Annotated in this window: 30 protein-coding genes; 5 read left to right on the top strand and 25 right to left on the bottom strand. The window is 63.4% G+C overall.

Annotation, left to right across the window (positions count from 1 at the left end; all coding sequences use genetic code 11):
• Positions 1-43 precede the first annotated feature (43 nt).
• Both ABZS42_RS27810 and ABZS42_RS27815 read right to left on the bottom strand, forming a co-directional pair.
• The gene (locus ABZS42_RS27810) at positions 44-361 is read right to left on the bottom strand and encodes a hypothetical protein (protein WP_355150177.1); all 318 of its coding nucleotides are present in this window, start codon (positions 359-361) and stop codon (positions 44-46) included.
• Positions 362-494: 133 nt separating this feature from the next.
• Positions 495-815: a hypothetical protein gene (locus ABZS42_RS27815; protein ID WP_355150178.1), complete on the bottom strand. Its 321-nt coding sequence runs from the start codon at positions 813-815 to the stop codon at positions 495-497.
• Positions 816-1,166: 351 nt separating this feature from the next.
• Between ABZS42_RS27815 and ABZS42_RS27820 the strand changes: the two genes are divergently transcribed.
• Positions 1,167-1,796 (top strand): helix-turn-helix transcriptional regulator, encoded by a 630-nt coding sequence (locus ABZS42_RS27820; RefSeq protein WP_355150180.1) that lies wholly within the window; start codon positions 1,167-1,169, stop codon positions 1,794-1,796.
• 69 nt (positions 1,797-1,865) lie between these two features.
• Positions 1,866-2,630: a hypothetical protein gene (locus ABZS42_RS27825; protein ID WP_355150182.1), complete on the top strand. Its 765-nt coding sequence runs from the start codon at positions 1,866-1,868 to the stop codon at positions 2,628-2,630.
• Here ABZS42_RS27825 and ABZS42_RS27830 read toward each other — a convergent pair whose 3' ends face one another.
• Positions 2,631-3,956: a tyrosine-type recombinase/integrase gene (locus ABZS42_RS27830; protein WP_355150184.1), complete on the bottom strand. Its 1,326-nt coding sequence runs from the start codon at positions 3,954-3,956 to the stop codon at positions 2,631-2,633.
• 179 nt (positions 3,957-4,135) lie between these two features.
• Between ABZS42_RS27830 and ABZS42_RS27835 the strand changes: the two genes are divergently transcribed.
• Entirely contained in the window at positions 4,136-5,437 is a 1,302-nt protein-coding gene (locus ABZS42_RS27835) for an alpha/beta fold hydrolase (RefSeq protein WP_355150186.1), read from the top strand.
• Between the two features lie 107 nt (positions 5,438-5,544).
• Complete coding sequence (locus tag ABZS42_RS27840; protein WP_355150188.1) at positions 5,545-6,108, top strand: MmpS family transport accessory protein; 564 nt, start codon at positions 5,545-5,547, stop codon at positions 6,106-6,108.
• 458 nt (positions 6,109-6,566) lie between these two features.
• Here ABZS42_RS27840 and ABZS42_RS27845 read toward each other — a convergent pair whose 3' ends face one another.
• From ABZS42_RS27845 to ABZS42_RS27855, 3 genes are read right to left on the bottom strand one after another with little or no spacing between them, the layout of a single operon-like run.
• Complete coding sequence (locus ABZS42_RS27845) at positions 6,567-7,412, bottom strand: helix-turn-helix transcriptional regulator (RefSeq protein WP_355150190.1); 846 nt, start codon at positions 7,410-7,412, stop codon at positions 6,567-6,569.
• Entirely contained in the window at positions 7,409-7,954 is a 546-nt protein-coding gene (locus ABZS42_RS27850; RefSeq protein ID WP_355150192.1) for a DUF6879 family protein, read from the bottom strand. The genes ABZS42_RS27845 and ABZS42_RS27850 overlap by 4 nt, the downstream gene beginning before the upstream one ends.
• Positions 7,942-8,241 carry a hypothetical protein gene (locus ABZS42_RS27855; protein WP_355150194.1) on the bottom strand — a complete coding sequence of 100 codons (300 nt, stop codon included), beginning with the start codon at positions 8,239-8,241 and terminating at the stop codon, positions 7,942-7,944. The genes ABZS42_RS27850 and ABZS42_RS27855 overlap by 13 nt, the downstream gene beginning before the upstream one ends.
• Before the next feature lie 320 nt (positions 8,242-8,561).
• Between ABZS42_RS27855 and ABZS42_RS27860 the strand changes: the two genes are divergently transcribed.
• Complete coding sequence (locus ABZS42_RS27860) at positions 8,562-8,864, top strand: hypothetical protein (RefSeq protein ID WP_355150196.1); 303 nt, start codon at positions 8,562-8,564, stop codon at positions 8,862-8,864.
• A gap of 841 nt (positions 8,865-9,705) precedes the next feature.
• Here the strand turns inward: ABZS42_RS27860 and ABZS42_RS27865 are convergent.
• The 19 genes from ABZS42_RS27865 to ABZS42_RS27955 form a co-directional block, all read right to left on the bottom strand.
• Positions 9,706-10,140, bottom strand: a complete 435-nt coding sequence (locus ABZS42_RS27865; protein ID WP_355150198.1) for a hypothetical protein — start codon at positions 10,138-10,140, stop codon at positions 9,706-9,708.
• Entirely contained in the window at positions 10,140-11,573 is a 1,434-nt protein-coding gene (locus ABZS42_RS27870) for a hypothetical protein (protein WP_355150200.1), read from the bottom strand. The genes ABZS42_RS27865 and ABZS42_RS27870 overlap by 1 nt, the downstream gene beginning before the upstream one ends.
• A gap of 36 nt (positions 11,574-11,609) precedes the next feature.
• Positions 11,610-11,888, bottom strand: a complete 279-nt coding sequence (locus ABZS42_RS27875) for a hypothetical protein (protein WP_355150202.1) — start codon at positions 11,886-11,888, stop codon at positions 11,610-11,612.
• A gap of 24 nt (positions 11,889-11,912) precedes the next feature.
• Positions 11,913-12,560 (bottom strand): hypothetical protein, encoded by a 648-nt coding sequence (locus ABZS42_RS27880; protein ID WP_355150204.1) that lies wholly within the window; start codon positions 12,558-12,560, stop codon positions 11,913-11,915.
• On the bottom strand, positions 12,557-13,600 hold the full coding sequence (locus ABZS42_RS27885) for a hypothetical protein (protein WP_355150206.1): 1,044 nt from the start codon (positions 13,598-13,600) through the stop codon (positions 12,557-12,559). The genes ABZS42_RS27880 and ABZS42_RS27885 overlap by 4 nt, the downstream gene beginning before the upstream one ends.
• Positions 13,597-14,673, bottom strand: a complete 1,077-nt coding sequence (locus tag ABZS42_RS27890) for a hypothetical protein (protein ID WP_355150208.1) — start codon at positions 14,671-14,673, stop codon at positions 13,597-13,599. The genes ABZS42_RS27885 and ABZS42_RS27890 overlap by 4 nt, the downstream gene beginning before the upstream one ends.
• A gap of 9 nt (positions 14,674-14,682) precedes the next feature.
• Entirely contained in the window at positions 14,683-15,726 is a 1,044-nt protein-coding gene (locus tag ABZS42_RS27895) for a hypothetical protein (protein ID WP_355150210.1), read from the bottom strand.
• Between the two features lie 13 nt (positions 15,727-15,739).
• Positions 15,740-17,377, bottom strand: a complete 1,638-nt coding sequence (locus ABZS42_RS27900) for a hypothetical protein (protein ID WP_355150212.1) — start codon at positions 17,375-17,377, stop codon at positions 15,740-15,742.
• Positions 17,377-18,246 (bottom strand): phage tail protein, encoded by an 870-nt coding sequence (locus ABZS42_RS27905; RefSeq protein WP_355150214.1) that lies wholly within the window; start codon positions 18,244-18,246, stop codon positions 17,377-17,379. Before ABZS42_RS27905 ends, ABZS42_RS27900 begins: the two co-directional genes overlap by 1 nt.
• On the bottom strand, positions 18,243-22,670 hold the full coding sequence (locus ABZS42_RS27910) for a hypothetical protein (RefSeq protein ID WP_355150216.1): 4,428 nt from the start codon (positions 22,668-22,670) through the stop codon (positions 18,243-18,245). Before ABZS42_RS27910 ends, ABZS42_RS27905 begins: the two co-directional genes overlap by 4 nt.
• Positions 22,671-23,102 (bottom strand): DUF5361 domain-containing protein, encoded by a 432-nt coding sequence (locus tag ABZS42_RS27915; protein ID WP_355150218.1) that lies wholly within the window; start codon positions 23,100-23,102, stop codon positions 22,671-22,673. It abuts the gene before it with no gap.
• The gene (locus ABZS42_RS27920) at positions 23,054-23,356 is read right to left on the bottom strand and encodes a hypothetical protein (RefSeq protein ID WP_355150220.1); all 303 of its coding nucleotides are present in this window, start codon (positions 23,354-23,356) and stop codon (positions 23,054-23,056) included. Before ABZS42_RS27920 ends, ABZS42_RS27915 begins: the two co-directional genes overlap by 49 nt.
• 120 nt (positions 23,357-23,476) lie before the next feature.
• A complete protein-coding gene (locus ABZS42_RS27925) occupies positions 23,477-24,064 on the bottom strand; it encodes a hypothetical protein (protein ID WP_355150222.1) in 588 nt (195 codons plus the stop codon).
• 73 nt (positions 24,065-24,137) lie between these two features.
• Positions 24,138-24,539, bottom strand: a complete 402-nt coding sequence (locus ABZS42_RS27930; protein WP_355150224.1) for a hypothetical protein — start codon at positions 24,537-24,539, stop codon at positions 24,138-24,140.
• On the bottom strand, positions 24,539-24,799 hold the full coding sequence (locus ABZS42_RS27935; RefSeq protein WP_355150226.1) for a hypothetical protein: 261 nt from the start codon (positions 24,797-24,799) through the stop codon (positions 24,539-24,541). Before ABZS42_RS27935 ends, ABZS42_RS27930 begins: the two co-directional genes overlap by 1 nt.
• Before the next feature lie 4 nt (positions 24,800-24,803).
• Complete coding sequence (locus ABZS42_RS27940; protein ID WP_355150228.1) at positions 24,804-25,157, bottom strand: hypothetical protein; 354 nt, start codon at positions 25,155-25,157, stop codon at positions 24,804-24,806.
• Positions 25,154-25,579, bottom strand: a complete 426-nt coding sequence (locus tag ABZS42_RS27945) for a Gp19/Gp15/Gp42 family protein (protein ID WP_355150230.1) — start codon at positions 25,577-25,579, stop codon at positions 25,154-25,156. The genes ABZS42_RS27940 and ABZS42_RS27945 overlap by 4 nt, the downstream gene beginning before the upstream one ends.
• Positions 25,580-25,593: 14 nt before the next feature.
• Positions 25,594-25,890: a hypothetical protein gene (locus tag ABZS42_RS27950; protein ID WP_355150232.1), complete on the bottom strand. Its 297-nt coding sequence runs from the start codon at positions 25,888-25,890 to the stop codon at positions 25,594-25,596.
• Entirely contained in the window at positions 25,890-26,846 is a 957-nt protein-coding gene (locus ABZS42_RS27955; RefSeq protein ID WP_355150234.1) for a DUF5309 family protein, read from the bottom strand. The genes ABZS42_RS27950 and ABZS42_RS27955 overlap by 1 nt, the downstream gene beginning before the upstream one ends.
• Positions 26,847-26,853: the final 7 nt, after the last annotated feature.

Below are 26,853 nucleotides of genomic sequence, written 5' to 3' on the forward strand. Positions count from 1 at the left end.
CGAGTAACGGCCGGACCAAACCGGCGACAGCAACAAGGCCGATCTAGGCGGCGAAGACGTCCAGCAGGGTTTCACCAACGGGCGGGCGGAACTCCAGTTCGTCCATCAGAACGCCGATCGCGCGGTCCAGGTCCTCGATCGAGGTTCCCTTCAGCATTTCGATACTCAACGAGTTATCCGCGCCGATCTTCACGTGTCCGATCGAATGTCCGGTGACGTCGCCGAATTCGTTCGATACGGAATCCTCAGAGATGTACTTGAGGTCGATGCACTTCGCGGCGATCTGATGCACGCCGTCACCGCCCATTCCGAAGTCAGCGGCGAGAATGCGGAAATGGCTGACCTGAGCTGCGATGCTCAATTTTGGCTCCTGCGAATTGGTGTATTCAGGGTTTTTGAGGTGTTGCGAATCGCCCATCCGAGGGGTGCGGAATGGACTGAGAGAATCCCGCTTATGCGGGAGGGGTGAATGAGTGCCGTCTAGGGGGCGAACCCTAGGCGGCCTCCTGGGTGCCCCACGCGGGCAGCGAGCGAAGGTAGCGATCGACAGATGCACGTTCGTAGAGGTTCTTGACGCCCTCTTTGCGCGCCGAAATCTTCTCTTCGCGAAGGAGAGTGGTGATCGACGTCTTGCTCAGCCCCGTGTAGTCCATGAGGCCCTTCAGATCGAACGTAATCGGCCGCTGGTCGACTTTGCCTTGCTGGGTAAGACGCTCGATCACGGCGTCGGCGACGGCATCGACGAGGTTCTGAAACGCGTCGAGGTCGACCGTGGACCGGCGGACCGCGGCAACCGATGCGCTAGAGTTGGGCATGGCTCTGATTCCTTTTCCCGGTGTCAGGGTTCACGTGTCGGACTCCGGAGGTTTTCTTTGGCGAGAGCCCTCCGGAGCTCCTGTGGGCAACTCTAGCAGACCACAGCGGACCACTTCGGAAATCTGGGTAAGAACGGGAACTTCGCGTATCGCCAGTTAGATCGTGGTTAGCAGCGCTAGTTTGGCGGTTTTCGGACGCGGAACCTTTAGGAAGTGTGATCTAACTCACGCCAAAAAAGTTCGCTGACTGCCCAAAATGGCTGGTCGCCCCGGTAACTCCTCGATCGTCCTCGACCATGAGGCGGCAACTTCGCTTGTAGTTCCCCTTTTGCCGCTCGCATAATGGGGAACATGGACAGTCAAGCGGCTCGATTGCGTGTCGGCACGGAGGTGCAACGCCGTCGGCTGGATCGGCACATGGACCAAGCCGACCTAGCTGGGGCTGCTGGCGTCGATCGCAAGACCCTTCGGGCGCTAGAGAAAGGCACCCGGTGGCCACGAGAGGCATCACGCGCAAAGATCGAGAACGCGCTCAACTGGCCCGCCGGCGTACTCGAACGTCTTCTAGACGAGGCGCTTGACAGTGCTGACCCCGACGAAGAACTACCCTCAGCGCAAGCGACCCTGCGCCCCGGCGGGAGCAACATTCCGACCTACGTTGTAGGCCATCCATCGCGCTCGGCTTTCTGGCCAAAGGCGCACCCGATCGAGTACAGCACGATAATCGGACTCCTGGACGGCGCCCGAAACCTGTATACGGCCATGGAAGACATCGCTGAAGGCGCCCCTGGTGATGCACTGACACAGGCGGCCCGATTGCACAAGGCTGCAATGCAAGTGGTTCAAGCGTGGGCCGGCGGCCCTGACGGTTGGAACGACCTTGCATCAGTGGTCCCGCTCGACCTTGAGCAAGCGATCCAACGTGATCCGAACGCGATCTTCGATGTGCTTCAGCGGATCCGCGAGCGCAGCGCTGACTAGCAACGACCCAGCCGTCAGACCCCCGGTTATTCGTTGGCCGACGCTTCTCCGCGGCCATAAGATCGAATAATGCCGATAGCCGGGATCGCAAGCGCCAAGCACAAACTCAGGCGTGCACTCCTGCACATCGATGACCTCGATGGGCAGATTCAGAGCTACCACACAGACAACCCCGTGGATGTGGAGATCCGCACGACCGATCGCTACGGATGGCCAGAGGCGATGGAGTGCGAAGTCGTTGTCATAAACGACCCGCCTTCGGAGGTGCCCGACGAATGGGGATTGGTCGCCGGCGACGCGCTGACCAACATGCGGGCCGCCCTCGACCATGCCGTCCATCCGCACTCCTGGAATTTCCCCACGATCATCAAGAAGATCGAAGAGGGATCGTCGCCGCTGGGGTGCATCTACTCCGACGCGGTGACCGCGATCATCGAATCTCACCAGCCGCGGAACGTCGACGTCCCGCGTCTGCATCCGTTGGGGATGCTGTGCGAGCTGGTCAACACCGACAAGCATCGGCAACTTCTCGTAGCGAACCACGTCAGCGCCCGTCTCAATGTCCAGCAGACAGGCGAGTTCGAGGTCACCGAGCAGGAAGACTTCAGGAAAGACGATCTACGGCGCGGTGACGTCATCTGCAAGTTCAGGGTCAAGCCGGTCAACGCAGAGGCAGAAAAGGTCACGCTGACCTACCGGTATCGCCTGGATGCGTCGCCCATCATCGACATTCCCGAGACGTCGGAATATCGGCCGATTGTTCCGACACTGCGGGCGATCCACGAAGAGGTCGGCGTGATCCTCGATGAGTTGGACACGGCGGGGATGCCCTAGTCAGTCCGTTGTCCGCTGCTCCTTCGGAACCAGCTTCTCGGGCAAGAGCATTCCGGCAAGGGCGTTCTGACCTTCGCGAAGCTTCTCTAGGTCCGCGTGTAGGTAGATTCGGTTCGCCCTGGCGGTGCTCTGGCCTAGGAACTTCTGGCGGTGGGCCTCGTCCATCGGGATCAAGGTGTTCGCGGTGTGGCGTGTGCCGTGGCCGGTGATGATCGGGACGTCGGCGAGTTCCTGCGCGTTGCGCCAAGCCTCGTTCTCATACTCACGACGGATCGGCTTGCCCGTCGCTGTCGTCCAGACCAGGCCCCACTGGTTCGGCTTCCGGTTGTCCAGGTAGGTGCGGAGCATGAAAGCGAACTCCGCGGGCAACGGCTGGATGCGGGGCTTCTTCGTCTTGGGCCGCACCAGTGCCATGTTCCCGTGGACCGGAATGTGTTCGTACGCATCGTTATTGATCTCGAAGCGGTTCGGGTCGTCGCTGTTTTTCATTCCCGGTTTCAGCGGCAGCTGTTGCAGCGTCCAGCTGATGTCCCACGTCAGGTCCTCGAAGTTGATTCGATCCTCCTGCATTCCAAGCAGTTCCGCTTGCCGAAGGCCGGAGACGTAGCGGGCCGTCCACAACGTGACCAACGGGTCTTCCCGCTCCAGTGCGGTTTCCAGAACCTTCCGTGCCTGCTCGTCGGTGTGCGTGCCACGCTCCTTGCTGATCGCGGGCGGACGCTCGACGAGGGCGGCGACGTTCTCGCGGATCAGTTTCGGACGTTCCTTGAGTTCGTCATCAAGCCAGTCACGCACCCGGTCGTAGGCGATCTGTTTCGTTCTCGACTCCCACCTCGGGACTTCGGTTTCCGTGACGGTGCCGTCGTCTTCCTTGGTCTTCTTGACCTTGGTCTGGGCGTCCATCCACGAAAGCATCCAGTGAATGTGTTCAGTATCAAGGGTTTTGAAGTCGGCGTGCCCTATGCTCGGCTCGACCTGTTGCTTAATAGTGGAGAGCACGTTGCGGTAGTGGTTCGGGCTCCAGTTCTTCGACTTGCGTTCCGCCCAGCGGCGCATCCGATCGTCGACACGAATCTTCTGCTTCGGGATCGGCTCGACACCGTTCTTGAGGTCTTCCTTCAGCTTGTCCAGCTTCTCCTTGGCCTCGTTCTTGTCCATCGAGTAGACGGGCGGCGTGCGCCGGCGCTTGCCATCGGGACCGGGCGGCAACGGTGCCGTGCCGACCCACATGCCGTCCGCGCGCTGATACAAGGCACCCTCGCCGTATTGCCGTTTGCGGCGCTTTCCGGGCGTGCGGAAGGTCTGCTTCGAGGGCTTCGATGGCATTGCTTGGCCCCTTGGTGCGTAGTTGATTCTGTCGGTCGAAAAGTCTTGTACGAGCGTGCATGAGCACTTGGCTACAGTGGGTTCAGAGAGGTATAGCCAAAAGGTGTTGCCAATGATACGGTATCGCACGGTATCGCAGCAACGTTCAAAACGACTCTACCAGCGAGAATAGGTTAACAGTGCAGCACCTAGAGAGCGGAAAATCAGCTTCCCAAGCTGAGAGTGCGGGTTCGATTCCCGTCACCGGCTCCAGCCAGAAATGGTATCTGACCAGCAGAGTACCGGTTCAGACCACAATCCCACAATCGGCGACTGTAGCCAAAACTGTTGCCAAGCGTTCGATCGTCGAACACGGCCTACAGCCTCGAAGCGAGGGCCGATCGGTGGCCGCAAGAGCCGCCCTCGTCACGCTCTTTCTGTCGGCTCTATTGGCCTGTGCCACACCCGCTCATGCCGATGGGCTCCTGTGCCCCGGCAGTGCGCATTGCCGTCCTGCGGCCCTGCATCCATCTCCGGTTGCGGAGCCTGGTGGTGCTCACCTCGTCGGGCGAATCGACACGGCCCTCACCGACGAGACGCGCGCCCGCTCGATCATGGTGTCGGCCTGGTATCCGGCGAGCGGTCGTCAGGCACCGGCGTCGTATGTGCCTGCCATCGAGCCAGCCGCCCAAGCGGAGATAGCGGGTCGGTCTGCTGATTGGTTGCATACGCCATCGGCGGCGCTGGACATGATCGGAGCGCAAGCCGCTGCCACTGAAGGCGCGGCCGTCGACGGCGATCGTCTGCCCGTGGTCGTCCTGTCGCCCGGCATGGGGACGCCGCGTTGGATCCTGTCGGGCCTTGCTGCCGATCTCGCCTCGCGCGGGTTCGCTGTCGTGGCGATCGACCACACGGGCGAGTCGCCGGCGGTTCAATTCCCGGACGGGCGAATCGTTCTCGGGGACGAGCCGACCATGACCGATGACTACATGCGCGCCCAGTTGGCGACTCGCACGGCCGATATGCGTTTGGTGCTCGACCGTCTCGCCGTGTTGCCGATCGTGGGGGCCAGGCTCGACCTCGAACGGATTGCGGCGCTGGGCCACAGCTACGGCGGAACCACGGCGGTCCAGTTGGCTGCCAGCGATTCGAGGATCCGGGCTGTGGTGTCCGTTGACGGGCCCGCGGGATGGGATCGGGTTGCCGCCGCGCCGACGATGGATCGTCCTGTGCTGCTGCTCGATCTGACTGGCATCTGGACGCGGAGCTGGAACGCCTTCCGCGACGCCAGATTCGAGTCTGTAGCGGTGCACGGTGCGGGGCATTACTCGGCGGCGGATCTGTGCCAGCTGGGCGCCACCGGGGCGGATCTGTGTGGCTCGCTGTCCGCCGATCACGCGGCGACGGTTACGCGCGGTGTGGTGGGGGCGTGGCTGGATCACCAGTTGCGCGGTATGGAAACGCCGCGATTTACCGCACCCGTGATCACTTGGCGCACCTAACGAGTCCCTAATTGCCCCGCGGGTCGCGGCAACACGCGGTGCCCGCGGTAACGCCTCTCAGTCTTTTCCCAGAAAACCTTTCGGCAAAACCAGATGAGGAGAACCCAATGTCCACGCCATACCCGCAGCAGCAGCCCCCGAATCCGCCCTATCCGCCGCAGCCTCCGCAGAAGAAGCGCAAGGTGTGGCCGTGGGTGCTGATCGCTGTCGTCGTGCTGTTCTTCGGTGGCTGTTTCGCCATCGTCGGCACCGCCGGTAAGAAGGTCAGCGAAGCCGTCGATCAGGCGTCGTCGTCGATCGCGTCCGCTGCCAGCCAGACCCAAGCACCCGGAGAAGCCGCCGGGCCCGCGCCTGCCGCACCGCCGCCGTTGACCGCGAAGCCGAACACCAACAAGGGCAAGACGGTTGTGTATGAGGTGATCTCGGATGCCGACACCCTGAACAACGTGTCGTACTTCGACGAGAACTCGGACATGAAGCAAGAGGTGTCGCCGTCGGCTCCGTGGAGCAGGACTGTGGTGAACACGTCGACTGTGGTGATCGCGGGTCTGGGTGCGCAGACCACGGGTACGTCGGTTACGTGCCGGATCACGGTGGACGGCAAGGTGAAAGATGAGAAGACGTCGACCGGCAAGTATGCGGTCGTGAACTGCACGGCGCCGTCGTTCTAAGACGCCACGCACGCGGAGGGGACGTCCATCGTGGACGTCCCCTTCATGCTTTAACCCCGCGATCACGCGGAGCATTGAGGAGTTACGTCATGGTCGATATGACCCCGGAGGGGCGCGCCGCTCGCCAGTTGGACGCTGTGGCCGCCGAATTGGACCGTATGCGGCTTCAGGGGCGCTATACGCCGACGATCCGACTATCAGTCCTGGCCGAGCAGATTCGGGCGGCTACGGCCGTTCTGGACGGTGGGAGGGGACTAGCCAGCGCCGCGCGTCCAGATGCCGTAGCGGCGGAGTAGGTCGCTGACCCATTGCTGCGCCGGATCGAGCGCGCAGAGATCACTGTGATGAATCAGGGGGCAGCAGAGATTTTCCCGACTCCGGGAAAATCGCCCCGGCGGCACGAAGCCCCGCGAGGACTTCCATCTCTCCCGCTTGGGCGCCTATCTCGTTGCGCTCAATTACGCGTGCTGTGAGTGCGCTACCGCAACTCGGGCGAGTATCTCGGCCGCTGCGGATCCGTGTGCTGCGATGGCGTGCATGGCGCCGAAAGCGTGGTCGTAGACGGCGATCTCCGATGGGCGAGTGACTGTGAGTTCGGCGCTGATCGTTTCGACCATCACTCGCTCGCGGTCGAACATCGCGAACCCGTGAGACCCGATCGGCGCTGGTGCGTCCAACGGGACGATCGACAGGTCGATGCGCGGGTTTCGGGCGTGCTCGATCAACCGGTGTGCCTGCTCGGCCATGATCGCCGGCGAACCCACGACTTGAGTTAAGGCGGCCTCCGCGACGATGAACGCGAACCTGCGCCGACCTGACGTCAACACGCGCTGTCGTGTCATGCGGACCTGCACAGCCTCGTCGATGTCGTCGCGCCCGCCAGGGACGAGGGTGCGGCATTCGAGGAGGATCGCCCGCGCATACTCGGCGGTTTGCAAGAGTCCCGGTACCACCCAGGATTCGAACCAGCGCACATGTTCTGCGCGGCCTTCGATTTCGAGGGATTGGCGTTGCCGGTGCGCCCGCCCCGACGCGACCACACGCCGCCATTCCAGGTACATGGATTGAAGGTTCCGCAGGGTGGCGACCAAGTCATCATAGACGAGCATAGAATCAGTGACTCGACACCATTCCAGCAGATCGTCTTCGGATGGTTGCTGCTTGCCGAGTTCGATGCGTGACACCTTCGACGGGTGCCAATCACACGCTTCGGCCATGCCCTTGCCGGATAGGTGGGCGTCCCTGCGGAGTTCACGCAGTCGTGCTCCGAGGGCCGCCCTTGCCTGTCCGACGCTTGCGCTCACTGTGCAGCGAACTCCGAACGCACATACTCGTCACGGTCGATACCAGCAGCCCAGAGGCGTCGTGCAGCCTCAGCGCACACGCGCACGATCGCGGGATCGGTTGTGACGGCGAGCCCGTTGTTCGCGTCGTCGTCGTCAACGGTGTTGAACGCGACCGTGTCGTCGTCGAACAGCCAGAAGTCGTCCGCCGGCGGTTCCTCGGCGAGATGCCGCGGTAGGTACCGGATCTCTTCCCCTGCCGCGATATTGGGTGTGCAGGCGTCGAGGAGCCAGCGCGTGTACTCGTTGTGCGGGACCGTCACCACTCGTATCCGGGTAACCGTTACCCCACGGGATACGGTTTCGGCCACGAGAGCGCACCATTCACGGCCGCCATCGGTTTCGACGATCGCCCGGTCTTCCCGCCACCTCACCAACGGTTCGTACTCGTCGGGCACGTCATAGGTGTCCTGCACCTCCACATGCACTGCGGAGTGTTGCGCGTTGCGGAAGAACTTCGCGTAAATGCCTTCGCCGGCCAGCTCGCCGGTTATAGCCCGCATCGGGGAACCTCCACCGCGGTCTCGTCGGGATCCAGGATCAGCCGCGACCGTACGTCATCCGTCACCGGGGTTCCGGCGACGAGTACCAGTTCGGGGTTGTCGGTGGTTTCCATCGTGATGGTGCTGCCAGGTTCCGCCCAGTCGAGCAACTGGTGGTGCGGGATCAGGACAGCGTTCCCGGCGCGGGTAGTGAGGCCCTGAACGATCAGGGTGTCGTTATCGGTGGCGTACAACGCTGGGCAACCGCCGTCCTTCGATCCGCAGCCGAGTAGTCGCAATTCGGTCATGAGGGCTTCCTTCGCTCAAGGTAGTTGCGTGCACCCCTCATTGTCGTTGCCCGGCGCGGGGATTGCAGGGAATTGCCGCGCAATCGTCTGCAATTTGCTAGCCGACGACGTCCGGGGATTCGTAGCGTTCTTGCTGTCCCGGCGTCGGTTGGTTGCCGCAACAGCGGCACATCTGCGGTTCGGAGGGCGTGCCGACAGGTGGCGTGAGCCCCGGCGCCGGGTGCAGTTCCTTTGCCCGTGTAGCGGAGAGGGCCAGACATGAGCAGCGAGACAGCACACCGCGCTTTCGGCGGTCGGCGATGAGGGTTAGACCAACAGCGTTGGGTTGGATCGCCGACGAGATCAGTGAGGCCCCGGAGTGGGATGCGGCGCAATTGCAGCGACTGGCAAGGCATCTGGGCTACGCGCTGATATGGCCGGAGGCGAGTCTGCTCGCGCTCCCGGATCTCGTGCGTGAAGCCGATGTCGATGCGGTGTTGACGCCGTCGACTGAGCATATGGACGCGCTCACGTTGAACGCGGTGATGGCGGTTGCGGATGTGGAGACGGTGTTGCCGCGGCTGTCGTTCGCGAAGTGGCCAGAGTTCAAGCATCGGAAGGGGTTCGGATGCTCGGTCTTCTGATCGTTGTGATCCTGCTGTCGATCGGCATCTACTACGGGATCCTGCACTGGCCGCAGCGGGCACCGAGGGCCAGATTTGAGAGTGAGCCGAATTCACTCTCAAGCGAGGGGCGCATCACGCAAGGGTCGGATTTCAAATCCGACCCATAGTCGCAGACGTCCGTGAAAACGCCTCTCGCTAAGTCACGGTCATGGTGAACGTAACTTGCGGGATGTGAGTGACATCCTGTCACTCACATCGTCTGACCTGCCTATTTACCCGATCGGGTACGCACCTCGTCCGACCACGAGGGGAAGGAGGCGTCACACGAGTAGCAGATAATTGGATACGAAGACGCCGCCCCCGCCGCTCCACAAGCAAGGGGGCGGCGTCCCGCCTTTTCGCCGGTGGGGTCGAAAACTCAGACGTCACGATGATCGTGACGACTGCCCCTGAAAACTTGCGGGGTCCCGCAAAAGTGCTGGTCAAGGAGTACACGAATTTGAGTACCCCCGGCGGCTCCGCCAGTTGGCGGTATCCGAAGCCGAGATAGTACGGGTTCCGTAGTACTTGCGGGATCCACTCTTGCTGGACCCGACTGAGTTTCGGGATACCGGAAAGTAACTGGTCAGCAGCGACAGGCCAAAATGGCCAGCCCAAGGTCGTACGGATTCCGCAGCACTTGGGACGGCTCCTCCGAGGGGACGGCTGCGCGGGTTTCCCCAAGCTCAGAAGGGGTGACTGACAACATGTCAGTTACCTGCCTCCGACCTTTCAGTCGACCCCCTGAAAAGGTAGTTGTTGTGCTCAAGGCAACGACTGACACCGACGGCAAGAAGTCCAATACGACACGGTTGGTGTATCAGGGAGCAGTCACTCGTACCCATGTGCCGGTTCCGGCAGTGACAGTCGCGCCGAATCCGCTGTTGGTGGTGCCCTTCACCGTGATCAGATCGCCGGAGGCGATGGTCACGCCGGATACGGAAACGATGGCGGTGCCGGATGTTGTGGACGCGGACGCCGCGCCCTGCGCGATCAGTGTGGCGCCGTTGAACAGTTGCAGGGTGACGGTGGTGGCGAACTGTGAGGTGAAGGGGATATTCGCGGCGACGGTCGCGCTGGAGCTAGCACTCTGCACGACCAGCGCATCCGATGCCACGGACGAGCCTGGATAGGTCGCGTCGGCGATCCAGCCAGTGATCTGCTGATAGGTAGTGGTGAGGCTGAATGTTGAACCGTTCTTCACCATGCCGGAAGGCATGAATCCGGGCGTACCGCCGATGAAGATCATGCCCATTACAGGGTCACCGCCGTGATATCGACGACCAGCCCCAGGCCGGGAGTCGTGCCTACCGCAGTGATCCAAGGGACAAGGATGTCGCCAGCGGCGTAATCCCATGTGCCGGTGGCGGTCGCGTTGGTCCCGCCGGCGGTCTGATCAGCTACAGCGATGGACTTGTTCGTGCCGGCGAACTGGCTGCCGTTCTTGCGTAGCTCGACGTCGAGGGTGCCGGACGCGCCTGCGGTGGCACCGCGATAGACCACCTTGGTCACGCGAATGGCGCGAGCGAGTTTGATGCCCTGCGAGGCAACGTTTCCACCGCCCGTGGCGCGTGTGACGCCACTGGTGGTGTGCACGAACGAGAAGTCATACACCTGCCCCGCGGCCGTGGGAGTACGAGGGTCGGACAGGCGAGAATCGTTGCCCTCGCACGCCGTGCCAGCGGTCGTACCGATCGCGAGATTGCTTGTGCCAGCACCGATCGCGGACCGAGCACTAGCCTGGGTCGACGCGGTCAGCACATTCCGGCCGACGGTCGACGAGTCGCTGATATCGGCAGCCACATGCGAATGCACCAAAGGTGCCTTGCCCGCGAGGGCAGGCACGGTCGGGGTGTTCGCGTCGCCGCCGAGGTCGCCGGCGATCTTCAGAATGCCTTTGACGGTGCCGCTCGCGTCGGGTGCTGCGGGGCCAGTATTGCCGGTATCACCTTTCGGGAGTACAGCATCGAGCACGAAGGCGGGACCGCCGCTGATCGTGATCCATGCTGGATCGCCAGGCTCGCCGGTGGTTACAGTGCCGACAGTCAGATCGAAACTATCGACGGCGTCTTGTGCTTCGCTCGCATACGTGGACGCGGCGGTGGCGCTGGAGGCCGCAGCTGTAGCAGCGTCAGTTGCTGCCGCGATCTGGGGAACGGTGACCGGGTCGAGGTGGTCGCCGTTGTCCAAGACGAACACGAGGTTGTCGCCGACGAGTGTCACATCGACGACGCTCAATCCGCGTACGACTGCCTCACCGTTCGATGCCGGCACCGGCGAAACCTCGGTCAGGTCAACGAGTCCGACCGAATCAACGTCCGGGTGCGCTGGATCCGGGCCCGGAATGTACTCGGGAACCTCGAAGCTGAACGGCGCCATCTCGACCTTCTCACCCTCGTAATAGAGGTCGAAGGTCGCCTTCCACGTCCACGCGGTCGGGTTGGTCTGCTCGTTGGGTGCGACCAGCTTGACGCCGCGCCCACCACGCCAGGTGATGTAGCCGAACTCGTCGAGCTGGCATTCGTAGTACTTCGGCAACTGCACATAGGTCGCCGGGTCGGGTGTCGCGTTGGGGACCAACACTTTCGGCGCACCCGCGGTGAAGGTCACTGTGCCAGTCAGCGGCACGAATTCGGGGGTGTCGTCGATGTCGGGGCCGTCGGCAATGTTGGCCAGGAAGCGGCCCACAACGCGCCCGTATGCGAGCGGGGGGAGGCTAGCCATTTACAGGTCCTCCTCAAGTTCTTTCGGCACAACGACCGGGTTAGGTGGGGGCGTCTGGCCTGCGCGGCGAAGCAACTCCGACAGGTCGTCGGTGTAGCGCTGAAGCGAACGGATGAACCGAATCGCGGCCCGGAACTTGCCCTTCTCCGCAGCCATCTGGGATTCGAGTTCAGCCACGCGGGCACTCAGTTCGCGGACCTTCTTGTTCTGCCACGCGGTCAGTGCGCCGATGATGCCGACGATGGCTACGCCTATCGCCTGGATAAGTTCGGGGGTCACTAAGCCCCCTTCGTGGGGATGGGATCAGCCATGCTGTTTGGCCTCCTGAATCTTGGTGCGGATCCGGTCGACCAGCCCGGCATAGGCTTCGGACTTCGTGGCACCGGTGAACGCGATACCGCGGTGATGCGCCGCCACCCACGTGCCGTCCTGCTGCTGTTTGGTTTCGATGTGCTCGATGTCCCAAAAGGCTTCGGGGTCGATGACCGGCCATTCGCCGTTCTCGTCGCGCTCGTAATGAAGACCTGTGTCGAACGGGTCGGTGAGCCCGCCAGGTGTTGGCGCCCAACGAATCCGCTCACGCTCGGGTTGCTGCACCCAGCCGCGGTCGACCAGGTATTGCGCGATACGCGCTGCTTGCGGGATACGCGTGACAGCAGGTTCGGCGAGCTTGCGACCAGTCGGTGTGCGCCACTCGGGCAGATGCACGATGGTCAGTTCCTCGATCAGGGCCCGTACCTGCGGGTCGACCTCGGGAACGTCGCCAGGGTCAGGCAGCTTGCCTTCCTGCGCCATGCGCATGAACTGCTGAAACTTCGGTGTGACCCGCACGCCGTCGGAGTCGATGTAGTCACCATTCTTCGCGGCCTCTTGCATAGCCTGGCGTTCGGCGCGTTCGCGCCCGATCTTGGTGACGATCTCTTCGACGATCTCGTGGGCGTCGTCGCTCACTGGTCCTCCAGGGGTTGGGCCATGATCACGAGTTGAGCGCCGCCGGCATCAAGGGTGTAGTTGCCGGTGCCGACGACACGACGCGCGAGCACGTAAAGGGTGATGGTCTGATTGGGCTGCACCACAGCCGATGTCGAGCCAGGAGTGAGCGGGTAGTCGAACCGCGGATACAGCTGCACCTGCGTGTTGTTTGCCGCGCCGAGTCCGCCGCCGTAGCCGATCAGCGGGCCATCGATCGCGGACATGCGCACTTCGATGTCGACGCGAGTGTCACCCAGCGACGCCACATGGGTCAGCACGCCCACCGAACCTGACAACACGATCGGTCGCCACGCCACGGGCTGGCTCGGGATCGTCATCGTCGCAATGGTTTTCGGGCTGGTGTTCAGGTTAGATCCGGCAGTGAACTGGCCGGACGCGATAGCCCACGGGCCCGCGAGACGCGGATTGGGCACCGGTTGCCACAGCGACGCGGTCGCGTTCCACTCCAAAACCGCGTCCTGCTTGGCACTGGTCAGGTCGCCGACATCGGCGGCGTCGGAGATCGCGCCTGCCTCGCCGGGGTCGCCTTGGTCGCCGGTCGCGCCACGGGGGAAGGTGATCGACAGCGCCTGGTTCGGTGCGCTGCCGGTCAATGCCGCTGCTGCTGAGCTTCCGGTAGCGCCGGCGATGCCGGTGCCAGTGAGCGTGGTCGGTGGGCCTTGCTTGCCGAGAGCGCCGAAAGCGTTGATGGAGCGGATCCACTCCATGCCTGTCCACAGGTACAAGGCGTTCTCGTCGACCGCCCGCCACGCCTTGCGGGCGTCAGTGGTGTCGAGATCCAACGCCGCCAGATCAGCAAAGGTGGCGGCGTCGCCCTGCCAGGTGAACATATACGACGGACCACCCTGCGGGCCTGGATTACCAGGCGGGCCTTGGCGGATCTGGACCAGCACTTCACGGCCGACCAACTCGAACGAATTGACCGTGACCGGCAACCCGACCAGGTCAGGAACGCCACGCATCGTCACGGTGACGTCGGCGTCGAAGACGGTTGTCATGGTGCTCCCGTCACCGGCACAGCCCACACTGCCGCGTGTGCGCCGGTCCGGGTGTAGTAGTAGGCGCCGGTTCCCACGGAGCGGCGCAACACGAGGTAGATGGCGGCAGCAGAGCCAGCGGCGATCACGCCCACGCTCGACGCCGGTGTCATGGCCGATGTCTGGAACTGCGGCGTCAGGCGGTTCATCCAGTCCACGCCCCACGCGAAGCCCGGACCGAAGGCCACGATCTGCCCGGAAGCGGAGCCGATGCGCGCCTCGATATCGACGATGTTGGAACCGTCCGTTGCTGCTGTGCGCACCAGCGCGCCACCGGTGACCAGGGGCCGCCAGGCCACATCCTGGGCGGGCACGTTGACGACACAGATGGTGTTGGGGGATGTGGTGACGTTCGACTGGGAAGCGGCGAATCCTGAACTGCCGTCCCACGCTTGGTTTTCCAGCACCGACCACGGCCCACGCCAGCCGGGGTTGCCCTGCGGCTTCCATTTGCTGGTTGCGGCGTTCCACACCGGTACCGCGCCGTCGGCGGTGCCGGCACTGTTGTCGTAGTCGCTGGCTTGCCGCAGCGGGCCGGGCGAGCCGATCGGCCCCTTCTGTCCCTTCACCCCACGCGGGACAGCCAGGTTCAGCGTTTGATTCGGCGGGGTGCCGGTCACCGTGGCGACCAGGTCGGATCCGACCGCGCCCGTGGTCACTGTGCCGATGGTCAGCGTGTTCGGGGTGCCGTCGGGGCCGCGCCCGCCGATCGCCTCACTGAAGTTGTCCCACGATGTGCCGTTCCAATAGGCGATGGTGTTGGTGGACAACACCCGCCACGCCTTGCCGGCCTGCGCCACACCGAGTTTCGGCGCGAGTGCTTGCAGCGCGGCTTGGTCGGCGATATCGCCTTCGTAGCGCCACGGATAGGCGTCCGGGCCGGTGAGCCCGGTATCACCCTGCGACCCGACCGGCATTTCCAGCGCCCCGTCAGCGGGGGTGGCTTGCATCGACTGCGTGATGTCGCCGGCGCCGATGCCCTCATCGAGGCCACGTATCAACGCCTTGTCGAAATAGTCGCCTACAGTTGACAATTCGGTCTCCTAGACGGGCATAGCCCACACGACCAGCGAGGCACCGGATTGCTTGTAGCCGATCCTGGCGGTGCTGCTCGCCGACCCGACCCGCTCGACCGTGACCACGATCGACGCGGACTGGTAGGCGGGGACGGTGGCGTAGGTGCTGGACGGGGACAGAGGTTTGGTGCCCTCGTCGCCGTAGGTCGGATTCAGGGCAAGAGGGTTGTATGAGCCGTCGATACGGGCGCCCGCGGCGGTGGCGAGCATGACGCCGTTCGAGTTGTTGAGCCGCGCGTAGGCGACAGCGTTCGTGCTCGACACCAGCTGGCAGTAGATCGACAGATGCCCATACACCACGGGCCGCCACTGGAACGGCAACGCCGGCAGGGTGAAGGTCGCGGCGATCAGCTTGTCGGTCGCTACTTCCTGATCAGCGGTGAAGTCGGTGCCCCACCATGACCACGGGCCGAAGCCGCCAGGCGGCGGTTGGACTCGCCACTTCTTCGCCCCCAGGTTGTAGGCGAGGACACTGCCCTGAGTCGGGCCCGTCGAGTCGTCATAGTCGGTGGCATCCGAGATCGCCCCCGATGCACCGGCAGGGCCCGCTATCCCTTGCAGACCGGCCGGAACAGTCACGGCCACAGCCAGATCTGATCCACTGCCGGTCACCTTCACCGCAGGAACTGTCAGTGCCGGATCGTGCAGCGTGGTCGTGGTGATCGTCGTCGCCGGAGCAACGGGGCCCTGGTCTCCGACAGCGTCGGGGGAATGAACCCACGATGTGCCGGTCCAGAAGTCCATGCCGTTGTCGTCGAGACGATGCCACCACTTGCCGCGATCGGTGGCAGTAAGCCCGGTGGGGCGGGCGCCGACGTTGGCGATGGTGCCGACCTTGATGAACGGTGCCTGAGCCGAGCCGCGCTCGCCGATCGGTCCGTCAGGGCCGTCCGGCAGCGGCAGGGCCGCCGAATCGGCGTCCGGGGTGACGGTGGCTGTCAGGATCGGCAGCCCGTTTATGTCGACGTCTCGGTCGACGCTGATATGCGCCGGGAAACTGGTATCGGTCAACGCTTTCGTCCTGTCAGAAAATCAGCAAATCGAGATCAGCGCCGACGTCGGTGGAAATATCGTGAATGGCTTGCGCCATCTTCGCCATCCGCGCCCACGCCTTGACCATCGAATCTTCGTCGTCGCTACCGTCGCCGATCTGCAATTCCCAGTGAGCGCCTTTTTGGCGATCGTCACTGAATGTCATTTCGGTGATGTAGTCGGTGAACAACAGATCCCCGATTTGGAACCCGATCTGATCGCCGAGGGTGAAATCTTTGCCGATCAAATACGGGGCACCGTCACCAACGGAAACCTTTTTGCTCACGTAGCCGCGTGTGTCGTGCAAGCCTTTACGGCCAGCCATGACACCGTCGAGAGTCGCCGCTTTGCTGCTGTTGGTGACGACCATTTCGTTGAACGCGAACGGCCCCGCACGCTGGGTGCGCTCCTGGTCTTCCCACACCCACCAGGCAAGGAAGACGTCGTCGAGCTGACCTTGGTAGAGCGAATCCAAACCGGGCACGCCGATCAAAAGACCCAGCCACGCCAGCAGGTTCTTCATCGCGATTTCAATGCCGGCATTCACCCAGCCGGGCGATTTGCCGCCGACGATTACTTTCGTAGCGGTCGGCTTGTGAATGGCTAGTTCAGCTTCGCCGATACCCGAATACTCGCCTTCGAGATACCACACATGCGGCAGCCCACGGAAAGTACCCAACGGGCCCGAGTAGCCGTAGACGGATTCATACTCGGATTGGGCATTGAAATCCGGATACCGGACCAGCGTGGTGTCATCGACGAATTCTTCGATGAATTTCACGATGCCGTCGAACATGGTGCCGCTCGGGCCCACAGATCCCGACTTGTCCTCAGTGCCGATAACGACTGTCGGGCGATCGAGGTAGTAATACTCCGGTGCCGGTTGTTCGTCGCCGTCCTCGGGTAGAAAGAACTTCGCGGTCAGCATCACACCCGTGCCGTCGAGCAGCGGTTCGAACAGCTGGTCGGCCATGTCGAAGCGAGCCGACGCCGCCCGCCACACGCTGGTGTCGGTGGGGATCCACACCGGAACCAAAGCGATCGGCCACAGTGCACCGGTCTGCGCCCACTCCGGGCCGTCGAGCCAGTTCGCCGGCAGCGACCACAACGGCATCTGCAACCGAATCAAGTTGCACGCCAGATAGATCGCGATCAGAGATTCCAGCGGAGCAGCCAGCACCATATGGCGCGGGAACTGCGCCAAGAACGGAGCGAACGGGCTGGCCCACAACGCAATCGCCGCGATGACCTGCCACACGTGGATGGCTTCGATGTCGACGGTCTCGACACCGTTCTCATCGCGGATCAACGCCGCACGGGTGACGAAGCCGTCCCAGCGAAACGCTTTCGTGGTGACGGTGATCGGGATCGTGGCGTCGGCGCCGTCCTCGTTCCTGAAGAAATGGTCGTAGTGAATGAAGTCCGCGCGAGGGACCTGCATCTTCAACCCGCCGGCGGCGTTCTTCTTGATCGAGAACTGGAGAGACGTATACGCGCCTTCCTCGCCGACCTCTTGCAAGAACTTGTCGTAATAGCGGACCAGCGCCGCCTGGTCTGTCCGGTACGCCTGGTCGGCGAGTTCGAGAGCATCCATGCGCCGCGCTTCGGCGACGTCGTTCCACGCGGCCATCAGAACGGCCTCGAACTACGCGGGGACACGTCGACGCGCACCGACGAGGCAGTGTTCCCGCCGTCGACGCGCACGACAATGTCGGTGCTCGACCACGCCGGCATCGCCGCGAGCCAGCGGCGACCCGCCAGAGCAGCGAATACGTTGCGGCCTGAAGGGTTGTCGTCGCTGTACACGCGCGCGGTGCGGTGCCGCGGGTGTGTGTCGATGCGCAGGGTTTCGCCGTCTTCGATCGGCGGTGTCTGCACCACCCGCAACGCATCCGGGTCCGTCGGATCTTGGATCCAGTACTGGCCAGGACCGTTCATCGTGTAGCGGGCCCACGCGGGCTGATCGGCTGCATTGCGGACACGCACGGTGCCCTCGTTGCGGCCGTCCTCGTTGACCCAGATATTCGACTCGTCCAGGTGCGCCGCCAGCGGGTCCATCGCGGTCGCCGACAGCTGATACGACACCGCCGCGTTGAGCGCCGGGTCGAACGTTTCGACCGGCACCGGTGCGCCGTCGAGCTGGTAGCGGTTGTAGCGCCAGCCCTGATGCTTGGTGTAGGTGCCGACCGTGCACGGGACATCGGTCGACCAGCCACGCCACCACGCGTCGTGAATTGCGCGCATTTCGGCGACGGTGCTGCCCTTGATGAAAATGACTGCGTCCCAGTCTTTTTTGCTGCGCACGCTGCGAAGGAAGGTGGCGCCGTCCTGGCGCGCACCTTCCGACGTGAGCAGCGAGACAGGGGCGAACATGTGCCCCGTCTGCGCTGTCAGCCGCACCCCCTCACGGCCGGCACCTGCGCCATGCAGGTGCCAGACACGTGAGTTGATGTCCCACACAACAGTTTTCGTGGACTCGGACAGAAGGAGAGGATTCATCGCCCGAAACCTCCGGACCGCTGCATGGCCAGGGCACGTCTCCGCTGATTGCGTTCGATGACCTGCCCAACGCCGCGCTCGTTGTAGCCGTTGAATTGGTAGGTGTCGCCCCCGCCGCCGCCCGCACCTGCGGCCATGCCCACACCGGCCAGTCCGGTCTGAAGCATTTCCTTCCAATTGTTTTGGAAGTACTGCGCCAGTCCTTGGGCTTGGTTGGTAGCCAGCGACGCCGCCTGCGTGCCGAGGTTGGTCAGCGCTGCTTCAGGAGTCGGCGCCATGTACCACGGCGCGGGGCCCGAGAACAGCTTCCCGGCACCAGGAAGCGAGGCCAGGGGATGCGTGCTGCCGTCGCCGACGGTGTAGGTCGGTGCCGGTGTCCCTGACGGCGTGGCCGGAGTCGGCCCCCACGGCACGGGCGTTCCAGGTGCAAGCGGAGCAATCGGAGAACCAGCCGGAGGCACCAGGCCGGGAGCAGCCGGCGACGCAACTCCGGGAACCGCGCCCGGTGTTGTCGCGGGCGTGCCACCCAGTGCGGCAGGCCAGTTCGTGACCAGCACCGGCGTGGCACCACCGGCACCGACGACGTCGGTACCGGATGTGCCGGAGCCAGCGCCCGGTGTGGAAGCGCCGAGACTTCCGCCCCCTGGACGACCGCCCCCACCTCCGCCGCCACCCGGTGAGCCCAGACCGCCCGCCGGGCCTCCCAGATCCCCGCCACGCAGCAGCGCCGCGGGAATGTGCATCTGGTGGTCGAACATCGAACTGGCTGCACCGACAGGGCCACCGATGATGACGCCGTCGCTGCCGTTCGACTCGACGTTGGTGCCGTCGGACAACGTCAATGCGGTATGCCCGTTGGCGCCTCCGCCGTGATCGAACCAGCCGATTTGAAGATCACCGGCCGCACCGAGACCTGGTTGAGCACCCCGCGCGGTGAGCCAATCGCCCTCCGACACAGTCGACATCCGCGAGGAGAACGGGTCGTTGCCGAGCGCGTCGTTGACGACCGCGGACACGATGCCGGAGCAGTCGATCGATGACCGCGAGAAGCCGCCCATTTCATAGACGGCAGGGTCCATCGACTGGGCGAACGCCTTGCCGGGGACCAAGCCGCCTGTGGCGAATTTCGGCAGGTCGCCGACCATGTTGCGCAGGTACGCGGGCGAGGGAACCCAGCCGGCGTTGATGGCTTCGAGCAGCGGCAGGTTCTTGCCGGTCGCGCGCGCGTTGACCACGTATTCGCCGGTCGACGCCGCGATCAGCATCGAGTCCGATGTGCCGGTGCCGGGGCCGTTGAGCAGGCCGCCGGTCGCCATGTGGGCATCTGCCCACTGCACGAGGGAGTCACCGAGACCGTTGGCGCCCTTGCCGCCGATCCCAGGTACCCAGTCCGGGATTTTGACCTTCTGCAAGATCTCGCCGACAGCTTTGACGCCGATAGCGATGGCCTTCACGATCCCGTTCCAGACTGAGGACACAGTCGTGCCCAGGTCGGAGAAGAACCCACCGACGCTGGTCAATGCGGGACCGAGCGAATTCTTCGCTGCCGTGACGACATTCACCGCGACATCGGTCGCGGTGGTCATGGTGTCGGACAGCGCCTTGAGTGCCGGCATCACGATCGGCATCAGCACGTTCGACACAAGCCAGGTAAATGCGTCGGTTACCTTGGTGAGGATCGGGATGAGCTGGACGAGGATGTCGACGATCGGCGGCAGCATCTGCACGGCCAGCTGAACCAGCTGGGGCAGCAGCGGCGCGACCGCGAGAATCAGGTCACCGAACGACTTCGCGATGACCGGAATGACCGGCATCAACGCCGTAATCGCCTGCGACAGAGCATCGCCGATGACACCAGCGACTTCGGCCAGCACCGGTTGGAGCTGTTTGAAGATGGGCATCATGGAGTCAGCGACTTGCTGAATCACCGGTGCCAGGGCATCGAAGACGGTGGTCAATGCGGGCGCGAGGGCCTGCACGATCCCCGAAACCACCTGCGCGACAACCGGAATGATCGGCGCCAGTGCGGTGATGAGAGAGGAAAACGCAGTGGCCAACGGGCCGATCGCCGGAGTGATCGCGACGACCGCTTGCGCAAGCGCGCTACCAACCACCTGCGCCACTTCCGACAGCGGCTCGATCAACGGCTGTAGAGCGGCCATCACGGCGTCGAGCAGTCGCGCGAGCACCGGCAGCACTGGCCCCAAGCCCTCAGCAAGAGAACTGATCAGGTTGCCCAGCACCGGCAGAATCGGCTTCAGCGACGACAACAGTGACGCGCCCAACTCGCCGAGTGAGGGCATGATCGCGCCGAGTGTCTGCCCCAGCTGCGCCAGGAACGGCCCCAGAACCGGGCCGATGATGTTTCCGACCTGGATCAAGCCATCGATCAGCGGCTTCAGCCCATCACCCAGACCGGCCAGGATGCTGCCGAAGTTCGAGACCAGCTCAGTGAGGCTGCCGTTGTTGAACGCGTCGGTGAACGCTTGGCCGATACTGCCGATCAGTGAGCCGATGTCGGCGCCGATCTGTCCAGCGACCGGCGCGAACGCCTGCGACAGCGACAACACGCCCTGGGTGGCCTGCTGAAGACCGGGGCCCATCCCATCGATCACGTCGGCGACACCGGCGAAGACCGATTGCACGCCGGCGAGTGCCTGCGGGGTCTGCCAGAACGCCGCGAACTGTTTGGTCAGGCCGTTCATCGACGTAGCGACGTCGACCATGCCGGCCTTGAGTGTCGGCAGCGCCGCGGTAGCGAGCTGCTTGATGCCGTCGGCCGAACCGGCGAACAACGCGTTCTGTGTCGACTTGACCGCGTCATCCCAGGCGGGCTTGATCGACTCCGCCGCCAGGACGAAATCACGGGCGTTCGGCGACAGTTTCGCCAGCGCTTCGGCGGCCTTGTTCTGCGCCGACGACCCCTCGGTCATCGCTTCCGTCAGCGACTTCTGCGCGTCGGCGACGTTGCTTTGAGCCTCAGCTACGCTCTGTTCGGCTTCTTTGACTCGGTCGTTGGCGTCGGCGACTTTCTCTTTCGCCGCAACGACATTGTCGGCACCTTCAACGCCCTTGGCCTGGGCGTCGTTGGCTTTCTCGACGAGTTCGCGGTTGGACTCCTGCGTTTCAGCGAGCCGCTGTTCAGCTTCCTGAACACGCAGCGCTGCCCGCTCACGTTCGAGCGCGGTGGAACTGACGTCGGCGTTCGTCTTGATGAGGTCGGCTTGCGCCTCTCTCAGTGAGAGCTGGGCGTCCTTCTCGTTGAGCGACGCGCCCCGCAACTGGAGTTGGTAGTCCTGAAGGGTGCGCGTTGCTTCCTTGCGGGCATCGCTGAGATCCTTTTCCGCAGCCTCAGACGACTTCTTCGCCTGCTGAAGGTTCTTTTCCGCAGTGGCGACGCCACGAACCGCGGACTCAACCTGTTTCTGAGCTGCCTCAACGGCTTTCGCCTTCGCCTTGGAGTCCTCACCGGCCGAGTCCTGCGCCGCGGTAATCGCCTTGAACGCATCACCCACGCCATGCAGGCCCACAACGGCAGTGCCCACGGCAGCGCCGGCGGCTGGACCGAGAGCGGCCAAGCCGACACCGAGGGCACCCACAGCGCCCAGAGCGACACCGGCCGCACCGCCGATCGCGGCAATGCCAGCGCCGACAGCGCCGATCTTGGCGGTGTTCGCGGCAACCAGTCCCAAGCCCTTGGCGACACCGCCCAGGCTGAGCGATGACCGCTTGGCGGCCTGGTCGTGGTCACCGATTGCCTTCGTCGACTGCCGTGTCCCACTGGCCAGCCTGGTCTGAGCTTCTGACAGCTCTTGAGCTACGCGGGCGGCTTCTCGTGTTGCGGCGCCTTGGTCGCGGCGTGCCTTCGACGCGGCGGTCTCGGCGGCCACAAGCTGGGACGCTTTGACGTTGCTGCTGTCGCGGACCTCTGCGAGTTTCGTTTCGGCAACGCGCACATCCTCGGTGGCGGCAACACGAGCCTTGGATAGTGCGGCCTCAGCCGCCAGAATCTGGCTCTGCTTGGCCTTGCCGCTTTCGCGTACCTCGGTGAGCTTTGCTTCGGCGACAGCGACCTTGTCGGTTGCCGCTGCCCGAGCCTTCGATACTGCCGCCTCAGCCGCAGCGAGTTGACTCGCTTTGGCCTTGCTGCCCTCACGGACTTCGGCGAGCTTCGTCTCTGCGACGCGGACCTTTTCAGCCGCCGTCGCTTCCGCCTCTCGGGCGGCCTGCATTTTCCGGCCGAGACTGTCGATCTCAGCTTTTGCGCGCTCAAGGCTTTTGGTGTCAGCAGTGACCTTCAGCGGCTTGCTGGAAATTTCTTTCTGGGCGTCGCCGACCGTGCGACGAATATCGCGCCCGAGGCTGCTGGTGTCAGCTACCAGGGAAACGAACGCTGTGGCGACTTCGATGCCTTTTTCAGCCATTTATCTATCCCCCCAACCCAGGTAGTCATCCATTTCCGAAATGGGCATAGGTTCGTCGCCGAAGTTCGAGACGTCGTCTTTGATACCGGGGCGAGGAATTCTTGAAGGACGGTTCATATTGTTTTGTCCGTCTTTTGTTTGCGCCCACCACAACAGGTTTGTCAGATCGACGAGATGCGCGATGAGATGTTCGGTTAGACCCCATTCGCGTTCTTCTGGCGGAAGGGGGTTCATCGCCCGCCCGAGCGCCGATTCGGGGCCCAGGCAGGCGATAATTGAGCGGAGATCAACCCATGTCAGGGATTCAGTTCCCAGCCAGCGGAGCCGAAGACCCCGGTCGATGAGATCTGATTCGATGGCCTCGCGGTACTTGTTGATCAGACCTACGAGGCCGAGGATTCCCCCTCGTTGATCCCCGAATGGGTGCGCCATTCAATCAGCAGTTCGTTCAACTGCTTGGTGCGCAGAGCCATCACCGCATTACGCGCTTTCTCGTCCGCCACTTCGGCATCGAGGATCGCTTTGATAGCGCGAGTCTGGCTCAGCTGCTCAATTTCCAGAGTCAGCCAGAACGGCAGGTTGGCCAGCGATGGCAAACGGATTTCGATACCGTCGACCTCGGTGACGAAGTCGTCCTCGACAACATTGGGGGCGGTGGGCTTGTTTTTGGGGTTACGTGCGACCATTGCGCGGGCCTCTTTTCGTAGATGTGCGCAGGAATTCCGGGCCGTTAAAAAGGGGCCCGAGTGATGGCGGGCGGGCCTGCGCATAAAGGTGATCCCGCCATCACTGGGGGAATAGGGGTATTACGCCGAGAAAACGCCGTCGTTGTAATACCGGATGGCCTTCACGCCAGCCGAATCGGCGAAAGCCTCAACGGTGACCTGGAAACCCATGAGGTTGTCGGCCTTGAAGCCGTTCTCCTTGACCTCGGAGACCTTGCCGTCCGGGATCACGATCCGCAGCTTGCGCGCCTCGTGTTTCATATCGAAGATCCACGTGGTGTGCGGGAGCGAGGTACCGGTCTCGGTCACCTTGATTTTCTTGCCGGTGCTCGCGGTCGCTGCCGTCACAGTGACGTTCTCCGACCCGAATACGGCAGTCAGGATGTCCTCGTCGAACACCGAATACAGCGTGAACTGGAATCGCACCGAGTGTTCGGTCTGGAGCTGGGCGATGATGTTCGCGTTCCAGTCCTTGATGGCCTGCACCTGGCGTTCGCCCTGAGCGGCAAGACCGTCTTCGGAGATGTAGCCCAGCTTCTTGAAAGCCGCATCGGGAGCGGTGGATTCGTCGGTGGGCAGAGTGCTGCCGAGCGGCGCGTACAGGATGCCGCCAGTGACCTGGAGGTTGCCGGTACCAGCGCCGATCGATGAGGTATTTGCAACAGCCATGTGTGCTGCGCTCCTTCGGGATTTTGCGCAGGCCCGAGAGAGTCAGTGTTGAGTTGTGTTGCCCCCGAGAGGGTTACAGTTCGGATCCGGTGATGTGCAGTTCGATCGTCACGAGGTAGCGGGGCGTGCCGCTGGCGAGATCCGGTAAGAACGCCATTCCGGCGTCGACGGCTTTGTCACACCATGCGGTGCCAATCCAGCCGGGAGCCGCGCCGGTGACCAGCGCACGCACCAGGCGGGCGAGGTCGGACGCGGCGATGTCGCCGGCGGAATCCCAGCACTCGAACACGATGCGGGGCCGATCGGTGATCAGGTCACGCTGCGTGCCACCGGCGCGAACCAAGCGGACGAACCGCGCCGGCCTGGTCGTAGGAACCTTGGTCACGACCCGCGCGGTATCGCCGCGGTCTCGCAATTGCTGGCCCAGCCAGCCACAGATCTCGGTTTCGATGTCTGGGAAGATCACGGCAACCATCAGTCACGCCCTGCGTCGAGTGCGCGAATCAGCGTGTGGTTCTTGGCGTTGTCGACGATCGCGTCGATATTCGCGGTAACCACCGACGCACGCCAACGGCCCTGTGGCCGCTTCTCACCTTGCTGGCTGCCGGTCTCATAGCCCTCGCCCGCTTCTGCGGCGATGGCTTCGGCGCGGCGGTCCAAATCGGCGATGACACCGGGGGCGCGGCGGAGGTCGTAGAAGCCCTGAATGTTCAGGACCACGCGAGATTTGGCCAATTGCTTAGCCTTCCACTCTGCTCAGATTGACCACAGAACCAGGAGTCCACTGGAAGGGACCGTGGTTGTAGTCCTCGGCGTAGCCGATGACTTTGAATAGGCCAATCGGAAGGTCGATCTGGTCATGAGGGCCGACCTGGAATCCAGGTGGAACCAGAAGAGCGACGTCGACGACGACACGGTCATGGCCGGCGAGCAGCGGCTCAGTCGACGACGGCATATACCACCCGTAGACGCGGCGCTGTGTGCCCGGTTGGTCCAGAGGTGGCGTGAAGCCGAAGATGTCGTTGCCGCGCGGGTCCTGGCCGGTGACGCCGTAGCGGTGGACACCGACCGTATAGGGCGTCGGAAACGTCATCCGGTGGCCTCCGAATCCCAATAGGGAAGACCCGTGCCCGCGTCGGCGGGCGTGGTGGAGATCGAGAACGCCTTGACCCCCGTGCCGCCCGGACGCAACATGCGAGTGTCGGCCGCGGTCAGATACAGCTCACCCATCGGGTTGGAGTAGGTGTTCTGCGACTGGTACGGGCCCGCGAAGTCGGAGTGCTGCGAGATGCCTTCGACGTCGCTGTTGACCATCGCGCGTTTGACGACGCGAAGCGACACGAGTTTCGGGAGACCGGGATCCGCGCCGTCGGACAGACGCTGGTCGATGTCGGGCACTTCGGCTCGGATCAGCGTCGCAGCGTAGCCGAGCAGAATTGTCGCCTTGTCTTCTTCCTCGGACGACAGTGGGCGCCAGTACGCTGCCAGGTCATCAAAGGTGGCGAAGTCAGCCATCTGGCGCCTCCCTGCTACTTGCTCGGCGCCTGCGCGCCAGCGTTGTCAGCGTCGCCGGCCTTATCGGCCTTATCGGCGTCGCCAGCCTTGTCGGCGTTGTCCGCCTTGGCTTTGACCTCGGTGATGCCGTAGTCGTCGACCTTGCGCAGACGAGACGCGATCTTCGCGTCGGCGGTCTCGAACCGGTACACCTTCACAGCGACGCCATCAACCAATTCGTTTGCAGTCGAGTCGATTTCGAACTTGGCCCACGGCGTGGTGCCGTCCTCGGAGAACGTCACGCCGTGGGTTGCAGTGAAGACATAGGGCATTAGGTCAGGTCCTTGATCAGGCCGTGGTACACCTCGGGGCCGTACTTGAGGCCGACCTCGCCGTAGAGCTGGAACTTGTCGCTAGCGCCGGTCTTGGCCAGCGGCTCGACGAAGATGCCCGTGCCCTTGTTCGGGATGTTCAGGAACACCGGGTTGCAGACGGACAGGTCGATGATGCCGATCTGGCCGGTGGGGAACCAGCGGTTGAGCATGACGCCGAAGGTGCCGAAGTCGGTGACCACGGTGTCGACGGCCACGCCGCCGATGTTGCGGGTCATGGTCGGCTGGTTCAGCGGCGCCGCCGCATACAGGTTCGACAGGGCAACCTTCTGCGCCGGGCCCAGCATCAGGACGGTGTTGTCCTGGTCCAGGGTCGCGCCGGCGGTGAACATCGCCGACAGGGCACTGTCGATGATCGCCTTGGACAGCGCGCGACCGGTGCCGCCGTTGGCGAACACGTTGGTCGAGATCGCGGTCAGAACGCCGCGGGTCTGGCGGGCGGTCGAGTTGTTCGCCGGCTTCTGGTAGACGCCGGACAGGAACGACTTCTCGATGTCCACAGCGACCTTGCGGAGCTTGGCCTGAACCTGACGGGTCAGCTCGTCGCGAACCGGGTTCGGCTCCTCGGAGTTGATGCCGTTGTGCAGACCAACCGCTGCCTGCTTGGTGTAGCTGACCTCGATGGCCTCCTGGTGGATCTCGACCACGTTGGAGACGTTCGAGCGAGACACACCCGAAGCGGTCGGCGCCGCAGCACCTTCGACCTTGGTGTTGTTCACCGCGGTCGACTCCAGGTCCTCGGTCTGCCACTCGAACTCGACAGAGGTGGTCGACTGGCCGCCGTTCAGGCCACCGATGGCCGAAAGGAACGGGGTGTCAGAAGGGGCGACGGTGTAAAGCTCGCCGGTGTAGTTCGGCAGGTTGTAGGTAGTACCCTGCCCGGAGACTGTAGCCATAGTGCGC

It is taken from the genome of Micromonospora sp. NPDC005367 (assembly GCF_040606825.1).
GTDB lineage: Bacteria > Actinomycetota > Actinomycetes > Mycobacteriales > Micromonosporaceae > Micromonospora.

What these genes read in the sequence shown, in the direction of transcription:
- ABZS42_RS27820 (WP_355150180.1), top strand. Translation starts at nt 1,167, where the DNA reads ATGGACAGTCAAGCGGCTCGATTGCGTGTCGGCACGGAGGTGCAACGC.
- ABZS42_RS27930 (WP_355150224.1), bottom strand. Translation starts at nt 24,539, where the DNA reads ATGGTTGCCGTGATCTTCCCAGACATCGAAACCGAGATCTGTGGCTGG.
- ABZS42_RS27940 (WP_355150228.1), bottom strand. Translation starts at nt 25,157, where the DNA reads ATGACGTTTCCGACGCCCTATACGGTCGGTGTCCACCGCTACGGCGTC.
- ABZS42_RS27840 (WP_355150188.1), top strand. Translation starts at nt 5,545, where the DNA reads ATGTCCACGCCATACCCGCAGCAGCAGCCCCCGAATCCGCCCTATCCG.
- ABZS42_RS27815 (WP_355150178.1), bottom strand. Translation starts at nt 815, where the DNA reads ATGCCCAACTCTAGCGCATCGGTTGCCGCGGTCCGCCGGTCCACGGTC.
- ABZS42_RS27910 (WP_355150216.1), bottom strand. Translation starts at nt 22,670, where the DNA reads ATGGCTGAAAAAGGCATCGAAGTCGCCACAGCGTTCGTTTCCCTGGTA.
- ABZS42_RS27905 (WP_355150214.1), bottom strand. Translation starts at nt 18,246, where the DNA reads ATGAATCCTCTCCTTCTGTCCGAGTCCACGAAAACTGTTGTGTGGGAC.
- ABZS42_RS27825 (WP_355150182.1), top strand. Translation starts at nt 1,866, where the DNA reads ATGCCGATAGCCGGGATCGCAAGCGCCAAGCACAAACTCAGGCGTGCA.
- ABZS42_RS27955 (WP_355150234.1), bottom strand. Translation starts at nt 26,846, where the DNA reads ATGGCTACAGTCTCCGGGCAGGGTACTACCTACAACCTGCCGAACTAC.
- ABZS42_RS27915 (WP_355150218.1), bottom strand. Translation starts at nt 23,102, where the DNA reads ATGGCGCACCCATTCGGGGATCAACGAGGGGGAATCCTCGGCCTCGTA.
- ABZS42_RS27950 (WP_355150232.1), bottom strand. Translation starts at nt 25,890, where the DNA reads ATGCCCTATGTCTTCACTGCAACCCACGGCGTGACGTTCTCCGAGGAC.
- ABZS42_RS27865 (WP_355150198.1), bottom strand. Translation starts at nt 10,140, where the DNA reads ATGGGCATGATCTTCATCGGCGGTACGCCCGGATTCATGCCTTCCGGC.
- ABZS42_RS27945 (WP_355150230.1), bottom strand. Translation starts at nt 25,579, where the DNA reads ATGGCTGACTTCGCCACCTTTGATGACCTGGCAGCGTACTGGCGCCCA.
- ABZS42_RS27830 (WP_355150184.1), bottom strand. Translation starts at nt 3,956, where the DNA reads ATGCCATCGAAGCCCTCGAAGCAGACCTTCCGCACGCCCGGAAAGCGC.
- ABZS42_RS27855 (WP_355150194.1), bottom strand. Translation starts at nt 8,241, where the DNA reads ATGACCGAATTGCGACTACTCGGCTGCGGATCGAAGGACGGCGGTTGC.
- ABZS42_RS27920 (WP_355150220.1), bottom strand. Translation starts at nt 23,356, where the DNA reads ATGGTCGCACGTAACCCCAAAAACAAGCCCACCGCCCCCAATGTTGTC.
- ABZS42_RS27885 (WP_355150206.1), bottom strand. Translation starts at nt 13,600, where the DNA reads ATGACAACCGTCTTCGACGCCGACGTCACCGTGACGATGCGTGGCGTT.
- ABZS42_RS27900 (WP_355150212.1), bottom strand. Translation starts at nt 17,377, where the DNA reads ATGGCCGCGTGGAACGACGTCGCCGAAGCGCGGCGCATGGATGCTCTC.
- ABZS42_RS27850 (WP_355150192.1), bottom strand. Translation starts at nt 7,954, where the DNA reads ATGCGGGCTATAACCGGCGAGCTGGCCGGCGAAGGCATTTACGCGAAG.
- ABZS42_RS27925 (WP_355150222.1), bottom strand. Translation starts at nt 24,064, where the DNA reads ATGGCTGTTGCAAATACCTCATCGATCGGCGCTGGTACCGGCAACCTC.